Genomic DNA, 21,179 nt, shown 5'->3' on the forward strand with positions numbered 1-21,179 from the left:
TTGTTATATAAAATTATGTTATACAATTACATTCCTGTTCTAATAGCCTCAACAGGATCGAGTTTAGAAGCCGATATTGCAGGAATTATTCCTGAGATTAAACCAATAAAAGCCGAAACGCCCGCACCTAAAATAATATTTTGAACGCTAAGAATAAATTCGAAATCGAGTGCCGCACTTAAGCCCAATGCACATAGCCAAACGAGCAGCATTCCTACAATTCCACCAATTACAGAAAGAATTACGGCTTCAAACAAAAATTGAAATAAAATAAATCGATTTTTTGCGCCTAACGCCTTTTGAATACCTATTAAATTAGTGCGTTCTTTTACCGATACAAACATAATATTGGCAATACCAAAACCACCCACTAAAAGCGAAAAACCACTAATTATCCAACCAATCATATTCATTTGCCCAATAATATTATCAATAAAATCGGTAAAACCAGTTAAAACATTTAAGAAAAAATTGTTTATTTCGCCAGGTTTAACACCTCTATAGTTTCTTAATTTATAGGTAACTTCTGCATTAAATTCATCGGTATCAACTCCTTTTTGTGGTTTAATGTTAATAATAGGTGTAAACATATTGTTGTTGTCGCCATACATTCTTCTTACGAAATTTACAGGAATATAAACCGAAACATCGGCACTTGGCCCAAACATAGAATCGCCTTGCTTTTTTAAAACACCTATAACGGTAAATTTTTGTCCGTATAATCGAATTTGTTTTCCAATAGCATCGGTTTCGCCAAATAAACCTGTTGCGACTTCGCTACCAATAACAATTACACCACTTCCAGAGTTCGATTCCGATTCGTTAAAAAAACGTCCTTTTTCTATTTTTATAGGGTCAATATCAACTAACTCATCGGTTGTAGGATTAATACTGATAGAACTTACTGTATTACTTTCGTACTTTAAATTTTCGCGTTTGGTAAACAAACTAAATGTAATTTTATCTAAGTTTTTTACATTGCGTTTTAAAAATTCATATTCATCGTAAGTAACATCTGGAAATTGTTCGCGTTTCCATCGCGGCACATCATTTGGCCCAAAAGAATATCGGAACAAATAAATTGTATTCATATCCATTCCGCTTAAATTATCTTTTATTTTTCTATCCATAGAATCTACTGCAGCCAAAACCGCTATAATAGAAAAAATACCAATGGTAACACCAAGTAACGAAAGCAAGGTTCGCAATTTATTATTACGAAGGGCGTTTAGCGCAAAAGTTAAACTTTCTTTAAGTAGTCTAAAATATAAAAGCATAGAAAATGATTACTGTATATAAGTAGAAAGAACCTAAAATTTGTTACAAAAAAAATGAAAAATCCTGCACCAATTCGTTTGACTGTTAAAAGAAGTATAACTACTTTTGCTACCAAAACAAAAACAACACAATGAACACAACAAAAACCATTAAATCGGCACTAATTTCGGTATTCGATAAAACAGGATTAGAGCCAATTGTAAAAGCATTACACCAAAACAACGTTACTATTTACTCCACAGGTGGCACCGAAACTTTTATTCAAAATTTAAACATTCCTGTTGTTCCAGTAGAATCGGTTACCAATTATCCGTCTATTTTAGGTGGTCGTGTAAAAACCTTACATCCTAAAATTTTTGGAGGCATTTTAAACCGACAAGACAACGAAAGCGATGTGGAACAAATGGAAGAATATAATATTCCACAACTCGATTTGGTTATTGTAGATTTATATCCGTTTGAAAAAACAGTAGCTTCTGGAGCAAACGAAGCCGATAGTATTGAAAAAATCGACATCGGTGGTATTTCTTTAATACGTGCTGCTGCTAAAAACTTTAAAGATACAACCATTGTAGCTTCAGTTGACGAGTACTCGTTGTTTTTAAATTTTTACCTTCAAAATAATGGTGCAATTTCATTAGAACAACGACGTTTTTTGGCCACTAAAGCTTTCCACGTTTCATCAAATTACGATACCGCTATTTTTAACTATTTCAATACTGATGATTCGAGCATTAACGAATTGGATAAACAAAACTATTATAAAGCTAGTTTCGCCAATGGACAAACATTGCGTTATGGCGAAAATCCACATCAAAAAGGGTTTTTCTTTGGCGATTTTGATGCTATATTTACTAAATTAAACGGGAAAGAATTGTCGTACAATAATTTGCTCGATGTTGATGCTGCTGTTAATTTAATAAACGAATTTAAAAACGATGACCCTACATTTGCTATTTTAAAACATAACAACGCTTGCGGATTAGCTACTCGTAAAACAATGCAACAAGCGTATATTGATGCCTTAGCTGGCGATCCAACATCTGCTTTTGGTGGTGTTTTAATTGCGAATGGAAAAATAGATTTAGCAACTGCTTCAGAAATTCATAGTCTTTTTTGTGAAGTAATTATTGCACCTTCTTTTGATGCTGCTGCAATACAGTTACTTTCGGAAAAGAAAAACCGAATTCTATTAGTTTTAAACAATATTGAGCTGCCAACACAACAAGTACGCACTTGCTTAAATGGTATTTTAGTTCAAGATAAAGATGGCATAACCGATACGATTGAACATTTAACAACCGTTACAGAAAGCACACCTACAACAAAGGAAATTGACGATTTATTATTTGCGTCAAGAATATGCAAACACACAAAATCGAACACAATTGTACTAGCAAAAAACAAGCAATTATGTGCTTCGGGAACAGGACAAACCTCTAGAGTTGATGCGCTACAACAAGCAATTGAAAAAGCAAAAAATTTCAATTTTAATTTAAACGGAGCTGTTATGGCTAGCGATGCTTTTTTTCCATTTCCAGATTGTGTTGAAATAGCAAACAATGCCGGAATAAAATCGGTAATTCAACCTGGTGGTTCTATTAAAGATGAATTAAGCATTACGTATTGTAACAATCATAAAATGAGTATGGTTTTTACAGGAATTCGTCATTTTAAACATTAAAAAAAATGTCTGCAATCTTTACCCAAAGAATTTGCTTAGCTATACTTTTTTTATGTACTTTTGTGGGTTAGTACAAATAACCTCAATTTATAAGCATACAATATGGGATTTTTCGACTTTATGACCGAGGATATCGCAATAGACCTTGGAACTGCAAATACCTTAATTATTCATAACGACAAAGTGGTTATTGATAGCCCGTCTATAGTAGCCCGAGATAGGATTTCGGGAAAAATAATTGCAGTAGGTAAAGAAGCCAATATGATGCAAGGGAAAACCCACGAAAACATAAAAACGATTCGCCCATTAAAAGATGGTGTAATTGCCGATTTTGATGCGTCGGAAAAAATGCTTCAATTATTTATAAAAAGTATTCCAGCATTAAAGAAAAAACTTTTTACACCTGCTTTACGCTTGGTTATTTGTATTCCATCGGGTATTACCGAAGTAGAAATGCGTGCTGTAAAAGAATCGGCAGAACGTGTAAACGGAAAAGAAGTATATTTAATTCACGAACCTATGGCAGCCGCTATAGGTATTGGTGTAGATATTATGCAACCTAAAGGAAACATGATTGTGGATATAGGTGGTGGTACAACCGAAATTGCCGTTATAGCACTTGGTGGTATTGTATGCGATAAATCGGTAAAAATTGCAGGCGATGTGTTTACTAATGATATTATTTATTATATGCGAACGCAACACAATTTATTTGTTGGAGAAACTACTGCCGAGAAAATAAAAATTCAAATAGGAGCCGCTTTAGAAGATTTAGACAACATTCCTGAAGAAATGGCTGTTCAAGGTAGAGATTTGTTAACTGGAAAACCAAAACAAGTAGATATTTCACATAGAGAAATTGCAAAAGCATTAGACAAATCTATTCAGCGCGTTGAAGATGCAATAATGGAAACATTATCGCAAACACCTCCAGAACTAGCTGCCGATATTTACAATACTGGTATTTATTTAGCAGGTGGTGGTTCAATGCTAAGAGGTTTAGACAAACGTATTTCGTTAAAAACAGATTTACCTGTTTATATTGCAGAAGATCCGTTAAGAGCCGTAGTAAGAGGCACTGGTATTGCCCTTAAAAACTTAAGTAAATATAAAGCTATCTTAATAAAATAAGCTAATTATTCATGCAGCAAATTATTCTTTTTTTTATAAAAAACAGCTATCGTTTGCTGTTTTTGCTGCTTATAGGAATAAGCTTTTCTCTTATTTTAAAATCGCATTCTTTTCATAGAAGCCAGTATATAAATTCGGCTAACGCCGTTTCGGGTTCTGTATATGAAACCGTAAATGAAGCCAATCAATATTTAAGCTTAAAAGAAAAAAATTTACAATTAGCTAACGAAAATGCACGTTTAAAAGAATTGCTTTTTAACAAACCCGATACTTTAATAAAAAAAACAAGTGAATTTGAAAACCACAAAGAACAGTTTAGCGTTATAAAAGCAAAGGTTATTAAAAACGAGTTTAACACCTTAGAAAATTACTTAACATTAAATATTGGCACTTCAGACAGCATTAAACCCGATATGGGCGTTTTTAACGATTTAGGAATAGTGGGTATTGTAGAAAAAACTTCAAAAAATTATGCAACCGTTCAAAGTGTTTTAAATATTAAATCTAAAATTAATGCTAAAATTAAAAATAGCAACCACTTTGGCACGCTTATTTGGGACGGAGAAAACGTTGGTTACGCACAACTTATTGATGTTCCTAGACTAGCCGAATTACGAAAAGGTGACTCTATAGTAACAGGTGCCGATTCAGAAATTTTTCCTGAAAATTTACCCATTGGCAAAATTGATAAAGTGTATTTAAACACCAAAACAAATTATTATACTATAAATGTTCGTTTGTTTAGCGACATGACATCGCTTGGCTATGTATATATAGTAAACAATAAACTAAAGAAAGAAAAACAAAACCTAGAAAACGAAGCAGAAAACCATTAATGAGCACTACCGTATTATTAAATATAACTCGATTTTTAGTACTGCTTTTTGCACAAGTATTAGTGTTTAATAACATTAATATATTAGGCTATATAAACCCTTATCCTTATATTTTGTTTATTTTGTTATTTCCTATAAATGGCAACAAATTTTTACTGCTTTTAAGCAGTTTTCTACTAGGACTATTAATTGATATGTTTAGTAATTCGGCTGGAATTCACGCTTTTGCTTCAACTTTTTTAGCGTATATTCGCCCTAATCTTTTTCGTTTTTCGTTTGGTTTTAGCTACCAGCATCAAACTATTAAATTATCCGATAAACTTTCAACAGAAAGAATTACATTATTAATCATAGCAATAGTACTACATCACTTTTTATTGTTTGGATTAGAATATTTCCGCATAAGCTTGTTTGTCGAAATTATTACAAAAACACTTTTAACTTCGTTAGCTACATTTTTAGTTAGTTTACTTATTATTTTCCTAATAAAGTCAAGTAAAAGATGAGAAAATTATTACTACCTATAATAATTATTAGCATTTCTTTAATTTTACTTGTAAAGTTATTCTATTTACAAGTGGTAGATGATTCTTTAAAATTAAAAGCCGAAAATAATGCTATTAAAAAGGTGTATGAATTTCCCGAAAGAGGCTATGTTTACGACAGAAACAATACGTTACTCGTAGCCAATCAACCCTCATACGATATTATGGTAGTACCTCGAGAAATAAAAAACATTGACACCATAGAATTTTGCAACTTACTAGGCATCAATAAAATAGAATTTATAAACAAAATAGAAAAAGCTCAAAAATACAGCCCCATTTTACCTTCGGTATTTATTTCGCAATTAAACAAAAAAGAATATGCCGCTTTTCAAGAAAAAGAACGAAAATTTGAAGGATTTTACACCCAAAAACGAGCATTACGAGACTACTTAGTAGATTATGGTGCTAATATATTTGGTTTTATTGCGCAAGCAAGTTATAGCGAAATTCAAGAAAACTCATATTACAACAATGGCGACTTAATAGGCAAACAAGGAATTGAAAAGCAATACGAAGAAGTTTTAAGAGGCATTAAAGGTGTTAAATACCTTTTACGAGACAAACACAATAAAGTTATTGGGTCGTATAAAGAAGGAAAATACGATACTATAGCACAAAATGGTAAAGATTTAGTTTTAACTATTGATGCCGAATTGCAAAAATACGGAACCGAATTAATGATTAACAAGCGCGGCGGAATAGTAGCCATAGAGCCGAAAACAGGCGAAATTTTAGCATTGGTTTCTGCTCCTACTTACGACCCTGCCTTACTAGTAGGAAGGCAACGATCTGGCAATTATACCAAACTATATCACGATTCAATTGCAAAACCATTATACGACAGAGGATTACAGGCGCAATATCCGCCAGGTTCTCCATTTAAAATTATTACTGGCTTAATTGGTCTAGATGAAGAAGTAATAGATGAACAAACGGGCTTTGTTTGCCACCACGGTTTTTATTACGGCAGAGGTGCGTTTATGAAATGCCACGACGCTGGTGTTTCCCGATTAAACAACGGAATTTATTTGTCGTGCAATACTTATTTTGCCAATGTTTTTAAACGTACAATAGACAAATACGAAACATCGGCCACTAGTGTTAACAAATGGGCAGAAAAAGTAAAAAGCTTTGGACTAGGGCAGTTTTTAGGTACCGATATGCCTATAGGCGCAAGAGGGTTAGTGCCTACCGCTAAAACCTACAACCACTACTATCCAAATGGTAGGTGGAATGGCAATACCATTATTTCAAACTCCATTGGCCAAGGTGAAATTTTAACCACACCTATACAATTAGCTAATATGATGGCGGCAGTTGCAAACAGAGGATATTACTACACACCGCACATTGTTAAAAGTATTAAAGGCGACACTATTGATAAAAAATTTGTTACTAAAAATAAAGTATTAATTAACGAAAAGTATTTCGATCCTGTAATTGAAGGATTAGCCGATGTGTATAACAGAGGAACAGCATCATCTTTAAAAGTTGATAGCTTACAAATATGCGGAAAAACAGGAACTGCCGAAAACAAAATACGCGTTGCTGGAAAAACCTATCAACTAAAAGATCATTCTATTTTTGTGGCTTTTGCACCTAAAGATAATCCTAAAATTGCCATTGCAGTTTTTGTTGAAAACGGATATTGGGGAAATAGATGGGCTGGCCCCATTGCTACTTTAATGGTAGAAAAATATCTTAAAGGAAAAATTACTCGAAAAGATTTAGAGAAAAAAATGTTAAATGGAAGTTTAGAAGACGAGTATAAAAAAATTGAAAACATTATTTACCAGCGTTTTCCAGAACCAAAAAAAATTATAGATAGTATTCCACAAATAAAATTATAATAAAAAGCAATGCGAACCCGTAGTGTAAATAAAGGAATTGATTGGATAGTTGTACTGCTATACATTGCATTAGTAGCAATAGGGTGGTCAACCATATATTCTACAACTATGGTTTCGGAAAGTGCTTCTATTTTTGATATTAACCAAAACTACGGACGACAGCTTCTTTTTATTGCGCTTTGCTTTCCTCTAGTGTTTTTTATGCTGTTACTCGATGCGAAAATTTTCGAACGTCTTTCTTTTGTTTTTTATGCTATCGGTATTTTACTTTTATTAGGGCTTTTTGTATTTGGGCACACTGTAAAAGGACAAACTAACTGGTATAATTTTGGTGGGTTTAGTTTTCAACCTTCAGAATTTGTAAAAACTGTAACCGCTTTGTTATTAGCAAAATACTTGAGTTTTTCGCAAGTAGATTTAAAAAACACCAAGCAACAATTAATTGCATTTGCCATAATAGGATTACCTGTTTTTTTAATTTTATTACAACCCGATATGGGAAGTGCCATGATTTTCTTTTCCTTAATTTTTGTTTTAAATCGTGAGGGTTTGCCTAGTTGGTACATCATTTCGGCTTTTGTTGCTGTTGGCATATTTATTTTAGCACTTATTATTAATCCTATTTATATTGTTATTGGTTTTGCTCTTATAGCATTTTTACACTTTATAAACAATCGAAAAATTTCTAGAAACCCATTTTTGTATATTGGTTTAGTACTAATTATTTCAATTTTTTCATATTCTATAAATTACATTTATAACAATGTGTTAGAAGCGCATCAAAAAGATAGAATTGATGTATTGTTAGGCAAAAATGTTAACTTAAAAAAAGAAGGTTATAATCTTCATCAATCTATGATTGCTATAGGTTCTGGCGGGTTAACCGGTAAAGGCTATTTAGAAGGCACACAAACCAAAGGCGGCTTTGTTCCAGAGCAACACACCGATTATATTTTTACTACAATTGGCGAAGAATGGGGCTTTTTAGGCTCTGTTACCGTAATTGTACTCTTTACATTACTATTTTTACGCATTTTATATTTGGCCGAACACCAAAAAACAGACTTTAGTAGAATATACGGTTACTGTGTAGCCACTTATTTATTTACGCATTTTGCTGTAAATATTGCTATGTTAATTAAATTATTCCCAACCATTGGTGTACCGCTACCCTTTTTCTCTTACGGCGGGTCAAGCTTATGGGCGTTTACTATAATGCTGTTTATTTTTGTAAAGTTAGATGCTAACAAAATAAACGAATGGTAATAAACTTAAAAACTCCAGCCTTTATAATCTGAGGCAGCTTCTAACCTATTTTCTAAGGCATCATCTAATTCTGGAAAAAAATCAATTCCTGTTAGCTTTTCGATAGTATCCACAGGAACTACAAAATTATAAAGCGGCTTGTTAGAGTCTTTATGAGGTATTAAAAAGCCTATCATTCGCTTTTTATCTTTAGTAAGCAATACTTTATAAAAATAATTAGGCACTGCAACATTCTCATATCCAATAGTAGGCAAATCTGGGGTTAATACTCCTGCAGTAACCACATACAAACCGTCATATTTTGTTGCCCAGTATCTTACTTTTTGCTCTAATCTATTCCACACACCACTATTAAACTCATAAGTTTGCGGTGCTATATTTGAAGTTAAAAAAGTTTCTTCATACAAATTGAAATTCTTTTTTCTATCGCCCGCTGGACATAAATGTCCTTTATTATAACCCGATTTTTTATAATTGCGCCAATGTGCTGCTCCAGTTTTTACCATTTCATCAACCTCAAAATAAGGTCTATTATAATTTACATTTTTTAAATCGGAGTCATTTAATTCGTAAGCAACCCACTCTGCTTGTTCAAAATTTTCGGCATACGAAAGCGTATATCCAGTATGCTCATAAACTGCATGTGTAGTAGATTCTGGCAAATAATTAAAAACACCAGTTGTTGTAGTAGCATTATCAAATGTATTATCTTTTACAACTTCCTTACAAGCAACTAATTGTAGAAAAAAAACTACAGCTATTAGTATTCTAAATTTCATTTTTGGCGTATTATTTGTTGTATTTTTGTAAAAGTAATTAATTCAATTAAAATGAAAACAAAATTTATAACATTATTAGCATTAATTAGTACTAGTATTACTATAGCACAAGAGCAAGAAAACGCAACTTCAACAAAAGAAAACACAGTACTAACTGCCGAAATGATTAAGCGTAACGATTCTATAAAAGCGGTAAAAATAGCACAATTAGAAGTCGAAAAAAAACAGGCGTTACAAGAAAAAGAAGAAGCACTTAAAGCAAAAGAAAGAGCAGAAAAAGAAAAGGAAAAAGCCTTAAAGCAAGAGGAAAAAGAACGTAAAGAAATTGAAAAACAAAAAAAGGAAGAAGAAAAAGACCGTAAAGCTGCTTTAAAAAACGCAGAAAAAGAACGAAAAGCCGCCGACAAAGAAAGAAAAGCTGCAGAAAAAGAACGAAAAGCCGCTGAAAAAGCTCGAAAAAAAGCGGAAAAAGAACAAAAGAAAGCCGAAAAATTACAATCGAAAATAGAAAAAGCTGACGATAAAGTTGAAAAAGTTCACGATAAAATAGATAAAAAAACAAAAGATTTAGCCGAAACTAAAAGCAAAATGGAAAAGTTAGATAGAAAAGGAAAGCTTTCGCCTAACGATAAAGCAAAATGGCTCGATAAAATTGCTAAAAAAGAGCAACAACTTAACGATTTAAACGCCGATTTAAACAAAGCACAACGAAATTTAGAACGATTAAAATAAATTTAAAGGGACTTTTAAAAGTCCCTTTTTTATTTTTAAAAAAACAATATAATAGCCAACATAAAACAGAAGTACAAGCTATATTTTTAACTTCAAATTTTTATATTTGTACAAAACTTAGTTTATGGTATCAATAAATCCAAAAGAAGTTTCTGCGGCAAAATTACAAGGCTATTTGCAAAGTGCTATAGCACCGCGTCCTATTGCCTTTGCCAGTACCATTAGCGAAAACGGCTTACCTAACCTATCGCCTTTTAGCTTTTTTAACGTATTTAGCTCAAACCCGCCAATTTTAGTTTTTTCGCCAGCTCGTAGAGTGCGAAACAATACTACGAAACACACTTTAATCAACTGCCAAAAAACACAAGAAGTAGTCATTAATGTGGTTAATTACGACATAGTAGAACAAATGTCGTTGTCGAGTACCGAATATCCAGATGGCGTAAACGAATTTGAAAAATCGGGTTTAACCATGTTACAATCTGATTTTGTAAAACCCTTTCGTGTTGCCGAAAGCCCTGTTCAGTTCGAATGTAAAGTAAACGATATTATTGCACTTGGCGATCAAGGTGGCGCTGGTAACTTAATCATTTGCGAAGTGGTTAAAATTCATCTTGACGAAGCTATTTTAGACGAAAACGGCGTTATTGATCCTTACAAAATAGACTTAGTAGCACGTTGCGGTGGAAACTGGTACACCCGAGCAAAAGAAGGCTTTTTCGAAATTGAAAAACCACTAGCAACTTTAGGAATTGGGGTTGATAATGTGCCCGATTTTGTAAAAGAAAATCCTACTTTTAACGGAAACGATTTAGGGAAATTAGGCAATATTGAAACCATTCCTACCGAAGAAGAAGTTGCACAATTTGTAAAAGAAAACTTTTCAATAAAAGCCGTTTTAAGTTCAGATGATTTTAAAAATCAAATGGAATTAGCCAAAAAATATTTAGATAACAACGAAGTGTTAAACGCTTGGAAAACACTATTAGCAAAACAATAAAAACAAAAGAAGATGGAAGTTTCAGGAAGAATTAAAATGATTGGCGATGTACAAAATATTACCGCATCGTTTAAAAAAAGAGAATTAGTAGTTACTACAGAAGAACAATATCCACAACATTTAATGATTGAGTTTACGCAAGACAAAACCGACTTGTTAAACCAATATAATGTAGGCGAACAGGTTAAAGTTTCTATAAATTTAAGAGGTAGAGAATGGACAAACCCACAAGGCGAAACCAAATATTTTAACTCGATTCAAGGCTGGCGAATAGAAAAAATGCAAACCGATGCGCCTGCAACACAAGTGCCGCCAATGCCAGCAGCCGATGCTTTTGAACCCGCAACCAATTTTAACGAAGAAGAGCACGACGATTTACCTTTTTAATTTAGAAAAAAGAGAATAGAATAACAATTGCCATTTTATAGTTTTACTACTAAATGGCTTTTTGTATTTAAAATATTCTATTTTCTGAGTTCTATTCTCTATTATCTGAAAAAATGTATTTTCTTACCAAAGAACTCTATTTTCCTCCAGCAGAAGAAACCTCGCCCGAAGGCATTTTAGCTATTGGTGGCGATTTATCGCCTGAACGCTTACTACTAGCCTACCAAAACGGAATTTTTCCTTGGTTTAACGACGATGAACCTATTTTGTGGTGGTGTCCGCCAGAACGAATGGTATTGTTTTTTGAAGATTTAAAAATTTCGAAAAGCATGCGAAACGTACTCAACCAAAATAAATTTAAGGTTACGTTTAACACCGCTTTTAAAGACGTAATTACCCAATGCAAAAAAATTAACCGCAACGACCAAACCGATACTTGGATAACCAACGAAATGCTCGAAGCCTATTGCAACCTCAACAAATTAGGCATTGCTAAAAGCGTTGAAGTTTGGCAAAACGGAGAACTAGTTGGCGGTTTATACGGCGTAGATTTAGGTCGTATTTTTTGTGGCGAAAGTATGTTTTCTAAAATTTCAAACGCTAGTAAAGTAGCGTTTATTTATTTGGCAAAACAGCTTGAAAAAGCCAACTACAAATTATTAGACTGCCAAGTGTATAACGACCATTTAGCAAGTTTAGGCTGTGTAGAAATTGATAGAGACGATTTTTTGGCAATTTTGAAAGGGTAATTTTTAAAAAGTTTGTTATATTTACTTTAATAATTTTTGGATAAATAATCGTAATACGATTATTTATTAGTTAGCAAAAATTATAGGGGACATTGCAAAGTCAAGAAACAAATCAATAAAAAATTAAGAATATGAAAATTTCAATTAAAACTTTAGGATTTATTTTTACAATCATTATGTTATCAAGTTGTAACGGTAATGGACAACCTGACAATTTTGATTATGGGCATGTAGAAAATGGGATCTATCAAAATGATTATTTTGACTTTAAGATTAAATTGCCAGTTGATTGGATTGTACAATCAAAAGAACAGACTGAAAATATCGCAAATACTGGAAAAAAACTAATAGCAGGAGATGACGAAAATATGCAAGCAGTAATTAAAGCATCTGAGATAAATACAGCGAATTTATTAGCTGTGTTTCAATATGAATTAGGTTCAGCAGTTGAGTATAATCCAAATATCATGATTGTTGCTGAGAGTATGAAAAATGCGCCAGGAATAAAAAATGGAAGTGATTATTTATTTCAAGCAAGAAGAATGATGCAACAAGGACAATTTAAATATGATTATCTATCAGAAAAATTTGAGAAAGAAAAGATAAATGAGTCTGATTTTTATAAAATGGATGCTCGTTTGAACTATATGGGTCTTGAAATTAAGCAGACGTATTATTCGACCGTATTAAAAGGATTTAGTTTCAATGTGATGGTATCATATATTTCTGATGAACAAAAGGAAATTCTTTTAGAATCAATAAATTCCATGATTTTCAAAAAATAACTTTTGCTAACACGCGGTCATAAAACATTGGGGTAGAAGTGGTTATTCGAGCCTCGGTTCTCGCATCAAAGTTCGTTTTACCTTGATAGTGAAGTTGCTCCAAAATCCCCAACGTTTCATACCGCCAACCGTTAGAACACATTACACTAACTACTCTCTCGTCCAGCAATCCATTACATGATCGTTAACCATACCTGTGGCTTGCATGTGTGCGTACACAACCGTTGAGCCTACAAATTTAAAACCGCGTTTTTTTAAATCGTTACTCAGTTTGTCGGAAATTTCGGTTGTAGCAGGTACATCAGCTAGCGTTTTGGGTTGGTTATCTATAGGTTTTCCCCCTACAAAACCCCAAATGTATTTCGAAAAACTGCCAAACTCTTCTTGCACTTTCATAAAAGCTTGTGCATTGGTTACCGTAGCTTTTATTTTTAGTTTATTGCGAATAATTCCAGCGTCTTCGCAAAGCGTTGCTATTTTTGTATCGGAATACTGAGCAATTTTTTTACAATCAAAGTTGTCGAAAGCTTTTCTAAAGTTTTCACGTTTTGCTAAAACCGTGTACCAACTTAAACCTGCTTGAAAGGTTTCGAGCACTAAAAACTCGAAAATAGTTTCATCGTCATACACGGGTTTTCCCCATTCGTTATCGTGGTAATTGCGATATAAATCGTCTTTTTCGCACCAAGCACAGCGCTTTTTTTCGTTTTTAGTAATCGTCATAATAATCGTAAACAGGTGGCAATTTGGTTTCGTTTTTGTTTACAAAACTAGCTCGCTGTCTGTTTTGGTTAGTGTTAGTTTCTATAATTTGTTTGTAAATTTCGGGTAGTTTTTCCTCGTCATCGTATAGGTCTTCGCCAAAATAATTGTACGCATTTATGTTTAGAGTATTATTTTTGGTATAAATAAACGCTAAACTGGCTAACGAATTTTCGTAGTTTTTTGGTTCTTTTTCGGCTATTTTAAAAAAGAAGAATTTTACTTTTTTATCGTTTTTAAAAACCGTTTCGGTATGCAAAAGACTTATACTATCGTTTGCTTTTTTACTGTAAAAATTATGCAAGGCTAGTGTAGCTATTTGTTCATCGGTTTTAGCAAATGTGTTGTTTTGCAACAACATCCACAAAAATGCAGTTTTAGGATTGTTTACATAACGGTTCGAATCTTCTTCCGAAAAACGATTGTGTACACTTGCTAAACGCATCATTTCTATTGCTAACGATGGTGCTTCGGTTTGCTGTATTTGTTTAAAAAATGATTCCGATTTATTTTTTTTGGCGTCTTTATACAGAATATTCATATACGACAAAACGGCTTCATCGGGTAAATACTCAAATTGGTCGTACTCTTCGTCTTCTTCTTCGGCATACGATTGGTTGGTATCAATCCAACTAACCATTCGTTTTAATTCTAATTTTGCATTTGCCAAAAACATTTTTTGGTACGATTTTATTTTATTAGCATATGCCGGATACGCTTCTGTAACTGCCGAACAAAAGCTAACTATAGGCTTATTGTATTCGGGAATACTATAAAATGCCATAATTTTTGGCAATAAAAATTTACTGTTTTCTAGGTCTTCTTCAAAATATTCAAACAAGCTAGTTACTTCATATTCGTTTGCCGAAAGTGGCAAATCGTATTCTAAAAGTTCTAAAATTTTATCGTAAGCTTTCTTAGTTTTTTGAGACGATAGGTAGCGTAATATTAAAAATTTATCTTCGTTTGATGTGGCACTATTTCTATAATACGCATCGAGAAACGGCATTATTTCTTCGCTTTCTATGCTGGCTATTTTGTACAATAAATTACTTTTAGAATTGGCTTCGTTTGGTTTAAAAGTAAACTCTTTTAAGAATTTAATAGCACTTGTTACATTTTCTTTTTCGATGGTTAAATAATAAGTAGAGTTTAATGCCGAGTAGCGAATACTGTCGTTATTGCTATTGGCATCGTTTACAAAAGTTTGCCATTTGTTTGTAAAAAGTGAGTTACCCGATTGGTTTTGTAATTGTATTGAAGCTAAAACATTGTTTGCAAATGTATTGCTTTTAAAATCGTTTTTATCGACTAATGCGTTTGCAGAAACACTGGCGTCGTTTTTAAAAATTACTTCGGTTTTAATAGCTTGTAAACACTCGTCACAACTAACTAAATACGAAAATTTGTGTTCGCCTGTTTCGTTGTTGTACGATTGGTTTTCGGCTAACATTTTGTATTCGTATTTTTCTTTTGGGTTAAAATTATACAAAGTTTCAATCCATTTAGAACTTTGAAATCCTTTTTTTGAACTCAGTTCGCCTAAAATACAACCCGATGGATACGTTTCGTAGCTATAATCGCTAGTTCTTGTTAATGGTGTATAACGATAAAGTGCTTTTTGCCTGTAATCGTTATACATACTGTCTATGTTTTTTTTGTATTCGTAACGATGGTATTTTGTATAGTAAACATCAACTTTTTGTCCGGTTTTACTTTTAATTTGATAGTATTTTGTTTTTTGAGAAAACTGGTTTTTTTCTTTTACTCTATTTTTATCCATATTGTAGAAATACACTTTGTTTTCTTTATACGGAATTGTCATACTAATAGTGTTTTCGGTATCGGTATAATCTCTAAAATCTTCCGAAAAATTAAAAGGTTGAAATGCAAATGAGTTAAAAAACTTGTTTTTAAAATCTTCGGAAGTATTTACACAACCTAAAAGATAATATTTTGCACCTTTAACTTTGGTTACTAGTGCAATGGTATTGCCATTTTTTAGGGTAGCTGTTCCTATTTGTTCGTTATTTATCGTTGTAAACTTAGGTTCTACAGCGTATTGCAATAAAAATTCGGTTTGAATTTGTTGTTTTTCGTATTCTATATCTTCTAAATATTCGGAATCGGGCAATGTTTTTTCTATTACAAAATAATAACTATTCTGCGAGGCGTCGAATGCTTGAAGCGAAATATTTTGAAAATCATCGTCGGTATGGGTTACGTAATATTCGGGTAACTCTACTGAAAAACCACCGTTTTCGGGCTTATAATTTATCCATTTATCAGATGTTGTTTTCATTTTAAGTACATCGAAATAATTAGATTTATATAGTGCTGCATAATTTTTTGGTCCAATAAGCGTAATTGAAATCACTTCTAATGGTGTTATATAAAAATTATATTGCTGATGGTTTCCTGTTTTTGTTTTACTAGAAATGGCATATTGTTTAATAAAATCAGTTTCCGTAAAATCTTTAGATAATGTTGTGCCAGGAATATTTTCAAAAAACAAGCTATCGATTGTTTGGGCAGTAATAGGATTTTTTTCTTTTAAAAAGTTATGGTGCAAAATTCTATTTATCTTAAAATTGGCGCCACTAGTATAATCGGGCGAGCTTATGGTATTATTATCGGTAAATGTAATGGCGTTTGCGTTAAACTGTATAAATCCGTCGTTTGTTTGATTTTTTTCTAATACTGGTTCTGGCAAAAGCGATTCAAATTTGTTTTTTAAATTAGTACCTACATCGGTTAAAGAAGCAAAAACAGGTTTTACGGTATATCCTTTTTCTATTAACAATTGTATCATGCCTTTATTACCTGCTAAATGTGCCGCGCCAACAGCTGCAAACAAGGTTTTGTTTTGCATAATTTTATCCATTGCATTAGCCATATCTATATTTCGATTTACAATAACGGCGTCGTGTGCTTTTTTAGAAACCGATAATTTGTATAGCGAATCTAGTTTTTGAATATTTTTATCGCGATACAAGTCTTTTAACGCTTCATTAAAGGTTTTATCTTTCAAAAATTTAAGTAAAAGAGCACGCTTTTCTTCTTCGGGCATGGCTTCTTCGTTATTCAATTTATAAATAGGCGTGTACGATGTTATTACATCTTCTAAACCTGTGTTTGTTTTTCCTAATTTATTGCCCGTTTGAAAAATAAACATATCTAAAACGGTGTCTTCTTGGTAATCGGAACTAGAAGCATTATTGCCCGAAAGCATATTTTGCAGAAACGAAGAATTGGCTTTAAACAACTCGAGTAAATTATTTTTTTTAGGCGATAACAAGTAAAATTGCGAATAGAAACTATTGTAATTATAGCTGTTATTGGCATAAAACAAATCGTACAAATCGTGCCATGTTCTTGGATCGCTTTCGTTAGCTACAACTTCTACATTTTGTAAAGCTTCGAAAAACCGATCGTTTAAATGGTACGAAATTTTATCATTAACGTGCATGGTACCATATAAATACGATTTTTTTGAATTCTCATTTTTTGTTATTTCCCACAATAAAGTGTTTTCGTTTTGTGCTGCCATACAAGTTGACAAAACGATAAATGCAAATAGTAGTATATTTTTCAAACTTTTATTTTTTAGATTTTTAAAAGTATCTAAAAAGTATGAAATATAAAAATTGTTGTTGCAGTTTATTTTATAAAAAAACAGCTTACGTGTGGTAAGCTGTTTTTTAGCGTTGTTTTTTTGAAATTATTTATTTTTTGCGTACTGCTCAAAATCTTGAAATAGTTCTAATAAACTCATAGTTGCTTTTATTAAATCGTTTGTTTCTAATAATAAACCAAAATAAAGTTTACTGTTTTTAGGACTGTTTTCTGTAGTTCTAATTCGTTCAATTTGTTTTTGAATTAATTCTGATATAGCATTTAACAATTCTTCTTTTTCTTTAAGAATTTCAGAAAGATTATGCAATTCATTGTTTTCAAAACTTTCTTGAACTCTTTTAAACAATTGGCTTACTTGTAAATCTACTTGTTTTAAATCTTTTATTTGATTAAATTTTAAGCCTTTATGGTTGTTGTTAACATGCGAGTAACTGTTTGTTGTAATAAAACCTATAGATTGAACAATATCTTGCAAATAGCCCAAAATTAGAATGTAAAACTTGCTTCCTTCAACCGAAGTTTCTTCTAGATTTTTAATAAAATAATAAACATTTCCTTTTAAATCGTCAACTTGTTTTTCTAGTTTTTTAAGTTTCTTTTTGTTATCTTTTAGTTTGCTTAAATCTTGTAATCCTAAATTATTAACCACATCTGTATAAAGTGAGTTTACTTTACCTATTACTTTTGCAATTTGGGTTGAACTTTCAAAAATTACTTCTTTTATAGTAGCAATATCTTCGCGCTTTAGTTTTTCTTCATCTTCTTTTTCTTTTTGTTTTGCCAAGTAATTTTTTCCACTTTTATATAAGGTTATTCCTACTATAATCATTAGTGCAACAAAGGCAAATACTTTTCCTATTTTTAATAAAAATGCTAAAATCATAGTGGTTGTAAAAGCTGCAAATGCGGTAACAAACCACCCGCCTATTACGTTAAAAACACCTGCTACACGGTAAACAGCACTTTCTCTATCCCAAGCTCTATCGGCAAACGATGTACCCATTGCCACCATAAAGGTTACATAAGTAGTTGATAACGGTAATTTTAACGATGTTCCTATTGCAATTAATATACTAGCTACCATTAAATTTACCGATGCACGAACCATATCGAAAGCGGGTTGCTCTTCTTTCTTTTTATATTTGCGTTGGTCAAACTGTTTGTCTATTTTTATTTCTAATGCTTTTGGCATTATGTAGTTGAATATTTGACCTATGTAGATGCTTCCTCGTACTATTATTCGCGATAAATTATTGGCATCAAACTTTTCTGAACCTTCGCTTTGACGCGATAAATCTACACCTGTTTTAATTACTTCTTTTGCTTTTTTAGATGTCCATAACGTATAAACCATAATAGCGCCACCTAATAAAAGGAGCCAAAAATTAGCTTTTAATTCGGTCGATGCTAATTGCCCCATTAACATGGTAGCGTCTTTTCCTCCTGCCACATATATATCGTGCGATTGAAGCGCAGCAATTGGTACACCAATAAAGTTTACCAAATCGTTACCTGCAAAGGCTAATGCTAGCGCAAAAGTTCCTACAACTATTATAATTTTAAAAATATTTTGTTTTAGCGCAATTAATATTTGAGAAACAATAGTCCACAAAATAAAATTTCCTAATACTATATAAACCTGATTGGTCTTCATTATTTCCTTTAATTCATCAGTCATAAAAGAAGAGCCTTTTATTCCTTTAAATAGAATGAAATACGAAATGAAAGTAATGGCTAATCCTCCAAAAATAGCTCCAAAATATTTTGTTCTTTTTTCAAAATGAAACGAAAAAACAATACGCGACAAATACATTACTAATGCACCTATAGTAAATGAAATGATTACTGAAAGTAATATACTGGTAACAATTTCGGAAGCTTTTGCCGTGTTAATATAAGAAGACAGCAATGCTGTATCGCCATCGTTAGTTACTATTTTATACAATGCTAAGCTTACCGCACCACCAAGCAACGAAAAGATTATAGAAACCGTTGTAGAAGTGGGAAAACCTAACGAATTAAAGATGTCTAACAATAAAATATCGGTAACCATTACGGCCAAAAATATTATCATTACATCATCAAAAGTAAACATAGCTGGCACAAAAATTCCACTTCTCGCAATTTCCATCATACCGCTAGAAAACAAAGCTCCTAAGGCAACACCTATACTCGCTACTATCATTAACGTTTTATACGGAACTGCTTTTGAGCCTATTCCTGCATTTAGAAAATTAACAGCATCGTTCGCCACACCAACCATTAAATCGATAGCTGCTAAAACACCTAATGCAATTAGCATTACAATATAAATTTGTTCCATTTTGTGGTATTTAAATTTTGTGCAAAATTCTTAATTAATTATAAAACAAGTGTTAATTTATTGTTACCAAATTAAGCAAAGAACCTATTCTAATTTTGATATGTTTTTAATTCTTCTTATCTTGGGTTTTTATTGAAGTATTAATAATTAAAAAACAAAAAATGGCAGTATTAAAAGTTATTGAAGTATTAGCTAACTCAGAAAAAAGCTGGGAAGATGCTACAAGAAAAGCTGTGGCACAAGCAGCAAAATCGCTAAAAAACATTCGTTCGGTTTATGTTCAAGAACAAAGTGCATCTGTAAAAGATGGCAATGTTTCTGAATTTAGAGTAAATGTAAAAATTACATTTGAAATAGATTAAACATATTTTTGTATGCGTATTAAAAACCTGTTTAAATACAGGTTTTTTTGTGTAAAACAGATAATGTATCTTTGCAAAAAGTTAAAAATTAATATATGGACATTGAAAAATTAACCTCAAAAGGAATTGACATTGCTGTAGAATATGGCATAAAAGTATTGGGCGCCATTGTTATTTATATAATTGGTAGCTGGATTATTAAAAAAATACTTAAAGCTGCTCAAAAAATAATGACTAAAAAAGAATTAGAAGTTAGTTTACAAAAATTTTTATTAAACCTTTTAAACTGGACACTTAAAATACTTTTAGTTTTAGCTATTTTAGCAAAATTAGGTGTAGAAACCACTTCTTTTGCAGCTATTCTTGCCGCTGCTGGTTTAGCTGTTGGTATGGCATTACAAGGTTCGCTAGGGAATTTTGCGGGTGGCGTTTTAATTATGATTTTTAAACCTTTTAAAGTAAACGACTTGATTGAAGCGCAAGGCGAAATAGGCGTTGTAAAAGAAATTGATATTTTTACCACAAAACTTGTAGGTGTAACTAACCGAGAAATTATTCTTCCTAACGGAGCTTTATCGAACGGAAATATTGTTAATTACAGTACCGAAGGAACACGTAGAGTAGATTTAGTTTTTGGAGTAAGTTATGATGCCGATATTAAACAAACTAAAGACGTTTTAATGAACGTTCTTACCTCAAATACAAAAGTTTTAAAAAATCCGGCGCCAGCTGTTACAGTAACAGAACTGGCAGATAGTTCGGTTAATTTTGCTGTTCGTCCTTGGTGCAAAAGCGAAGACTATTGGGATGTTTACTTTGAAGTTACCGAAAATGTTAAATTAGCTCTCGATGCGGCTAATATAGAAATTCCGTACCCACACCAAGTAGAAATACAGAAAAAAGGGTAACATTAACCGTTTAAAATAAAATCTTTTAAATAAAAAGGTTCAAAATAAGCGACATCTTCAAAGTCGCTTTTTTTGTACTTATCAAATGCTAATGCAACCATTTCTTTAGATGACGGATAAACAATTTCTGGATAAAAATTAAACTTTTTATCTGTTAAAACGT

18 protein-coding genes and 1 pseudogene are annotated in these 21,179 nt (G+C 32.2%); 13 read left to right on the forward strand and 6 right to left on the reverse strand.

What is annotated here, in order from left to right; genetic code table 11:
* Positions 1–26 precede the first annotated feature (26 nt).
* Positions 27–1,277, reverse strand: coding sequence for an ABC transporter permease (locus R2808_RS05080; RefSeq protein WP_371269877.1), 1,251 nt, complete (start codon positions 1,275–1,277; stop codon positions 27–29).
* A gap of 131 nt (positions 1,278–1,408) precedes the next feature.
* Between R2808_RS05080 and purH the strand changes: the two genes are divergently transcribed.
* The 6 genes from purH (at position 1,409) to rodA (ending at position 8,593) form a co-directional block, all read left to right on the forward strand.
* Positions 1,409–2,962, forward strand: a complete 1,554-nt coding sequence (gene purH / locus R2808_RS05085) for a bifunctional phosphoribosylaminoimidazolecarboxamide formyltransferase/IMP cyclohydrolase (RefSeq protein WP_371269878.1) — start codon at positions 1,409–1,411, stop codon at positions 2,960–2,962.
* Between the two features lie 102 nt (positions 2,963–3,064).
* Entirely contained in the window at positions 3,065–4,093 is a 1,029-nt protein-coding gene (locus R2808_RS05090) for a rod shape-determining protein (protein WP_371269879.1), read from the forward strand.
* A gap of 11 nt (positions 4,094–4,104) precedes the next feature.
* Positions 4,105–4,929, forward strand: a complete 825-nt coding sequence (gene mreC, locus R2808_RS05095) for a rod shape-determining protein MreC (RefSeq protein ID WP_371269880.1) — start codon at positions 4,105–4,107, stop codon at positions 4,927–4,929.
* Entirely contained in the window at positions 4,929–5,435 is a 507-nt protein-coding gene (mreD, locus tag R2808_RS05100; protein WP_371269881.1) for a rod shape-determining protein MreD, read from the forward strand. Before mreC ends, mreD begins: the two co-directional genes overlap by 1 nt.
* Entirely contained in the window at positions 5,432–7,327 is a 1,896-nt protein-coding gene (gene mrdA, locus R2808_RS05105; protein WP_371269882.1) for a penicillin-binding protein 2, read from the forward strand. The genes mreD and mrdA overlap by 4 nt, the downstream gene beginning before the upstream one ends.
* A 9-nt stretch (positions 7,328–7,336) precedes the next feature.
* Positions 7,337–8,593, forward strand: coding sequence for a rod shape-determining protein RodA (rodA, locus tag R2808_RS05110; protein ID WP_371269883.1), 1,257 nt, complete (start codon positions 7,337–7,339; stop codon positions 8,591–8,593).
* 5 nt (positions 8,594–8,598) lie between these two features.
* Here the strand turns inward: rodA and R2808_RS05115 are convergent, their stop codons facing one another.
* The gene (locus R2808_RS05115; RefSeq protein ID WP_371269884.1) at positions 8,599–9,372 is read right to left on the reverse strand and encodes a DNA/RNA non-specific endonuclease; all 774 of its coding nucleotides are present in this window, start codon (positions 9,370–9,372) and stop codon (positions 8,599–8,601) included.
* A 51-nt stretch (positions 9,373–9,423) separates the two neighbouring features.
* Between R2808_RS05115 and R2808_RS05120 the strand changes: the two genes are divergently transcribed.
* The 5 genes from R2808_RS05120 to R2808_RS05140 all read left to right on the forward strand — a co-directional run bounded on the left by R2808_RS05120 (position 9,424) and on the right by R2808_RS05140 (position 13,025).
* Positions 9,424–10,104 (forward strand): hypothetical protein, encoded by a 681-nt coding sequence (locus R2808_RS05120; RefSeq protein ID WP_371269885.1) that lies wholly within the window; start codon positions 9,424–9,426, stop codon positions 10,102–10,104.
* Positions 10,105–10,228: 124 nt separating this feature from the next.
* Complete coding sequence (locus R2808_RS05125; RefSeq protein ID WP_371269886.1) at positions 10,229–11,104, forward strand: flavin reductase family protein; 876 nt, start codon at positions 10,229–10,231, stop codon at positions 11,102–11,104.
* Between the two features lie 12 nt (positions 11,105–11,116).
* Complete coding sequence (locus R2808_RS05130) at positions 11,117–11,491, forward strand: DUF3127 domain-containing protein (RefSeq protein WP_371269887.1); 375 nt, start codon at positions 11,117–11,119, stop codon at positions 11,489–11,491.
* A 113-nt stretch (positions 11,492–11,604) separates the two neighbouring features.
* Positions 11,605–12,240, forward strand: a complete 636-nt coding sequence (aat, locus tag R2808_RS05135) for a leucyl/phenylalanyl-tRNA--protein transferase (RefSeq protein ID WP_371269888.1) — start codon at positions 11,605–11,607, stop codon at positions 12,238–12,240.
* Between the two features lie 131 nt (positions 12,241–12,371).
* Entirely contained in the window at positions 12,372–13,025 is a 654-nt protein-coding gene (locus tag R2808_RS05140; RefSeq protein WP_371269889.1) for a hypothetical protein, read from the forward strand.
* A 150-nt stretch (positions 13,026–13,175) separates the two neighbouring features.
* Here R2808_RS05140 and R2808_RS05145 read toward each other — a convergent pair whose 3' ends face one another.
* The 3 genes from R2808_RS05145 to R2808_RS05155 all read right to left on the reverse strand — a co-directional run bounded on the left by R2808_RS05145 (position 13,176) and on the right by R2808_RS05155 (position 19,746).
* Entirely contained in the window at positions 13,176–13,748 is a 573-nt protein-coding gene (locus R2808_RS05145) for a DNA-3-methyladenine glycosylase I (protein WP_371269890.1), read from the reverse strand.
* Positions 13,735–17,382, reverse strand: coding sequence for a TraB/GumN family protein (locus R2808_RS05150; protein WP_371269891.1), 3,648 nt, complete (start codon positions 17,380–17,382; stop codon positions 13,735–13,737). The genes R2808_RS05145 and R2808_RS05150 overlap by 14 nt, the downstream gene beginning before the upstream one ends.
* 126 nt (positions 17,383–17,508) lie before the next feature.
* Positions 17,509–19,746 (reverse strand): anion permease, encoded by a 2,238-nt coding sequence (locus tag R2808_RS05155; RefSeq protein ID WP_371269892.1) that lies wholly within the window; start codon positions 19,744–19,746, stop codon positions 17,509–17,511.
* Between the two features lie 161 nt (positions 19,747–19,907).
* On the opposite strand from R2808_RS05155, the gene R2808_RS05160 reads away from it, so the two are divergent.
* Both R2808_RS05160 and R2808_RS05165 read left to right on the forward strand, forming a co-directional pair.
* Positions 19,908–20,108 carry a dodecin family protein gene (locus R2808_RS05160; protein ID WP_371269893.1) on the forward strand — a complete coding sequence of 67 codons (201 nt, stop codon included), beginning with the start codon at positions 19,908–19,910 and terminating at the stop codon, positions 20,106–20,108.
* 95 nt (positions 20,109–20,203) lie between these two features.
* Complete coding sequence (locus R2808_RS05165; RefSeq protein WP_371269894.1) at positions 20,204–21,016, forward strand: mechanosensitive ion channel family protein; 813 nt, start codon at positions 20,204–20,206, stop codon at positions 21,014–21,016.
* Between the two features lie 2 nt (positions 21,017–21,018).
* On the opposite strand, the pseudogene R2808_RS05170 reads toward R2808_RS05165, so the two are convergent.
* Positions 21,019–21,179, reverse strand: a pseudogene (locus R2808_RS05170) (tRNA (adenosine(37)-N6)-threonylcarbamoyltransferase complex dimerization subunit type 1 TsaB); the annotation flags it as partial.

It is taken from the genome of Flavobacterium sp. (genome assembly GCF_041392005.1).
In the GTDB taxonomy this organism is placed as follows: domain Bacteria; phylum Bacteroidota; class Bacteroidia; order Flavobacteriales; family Flavobacteriaceae; genus Flavobacterium.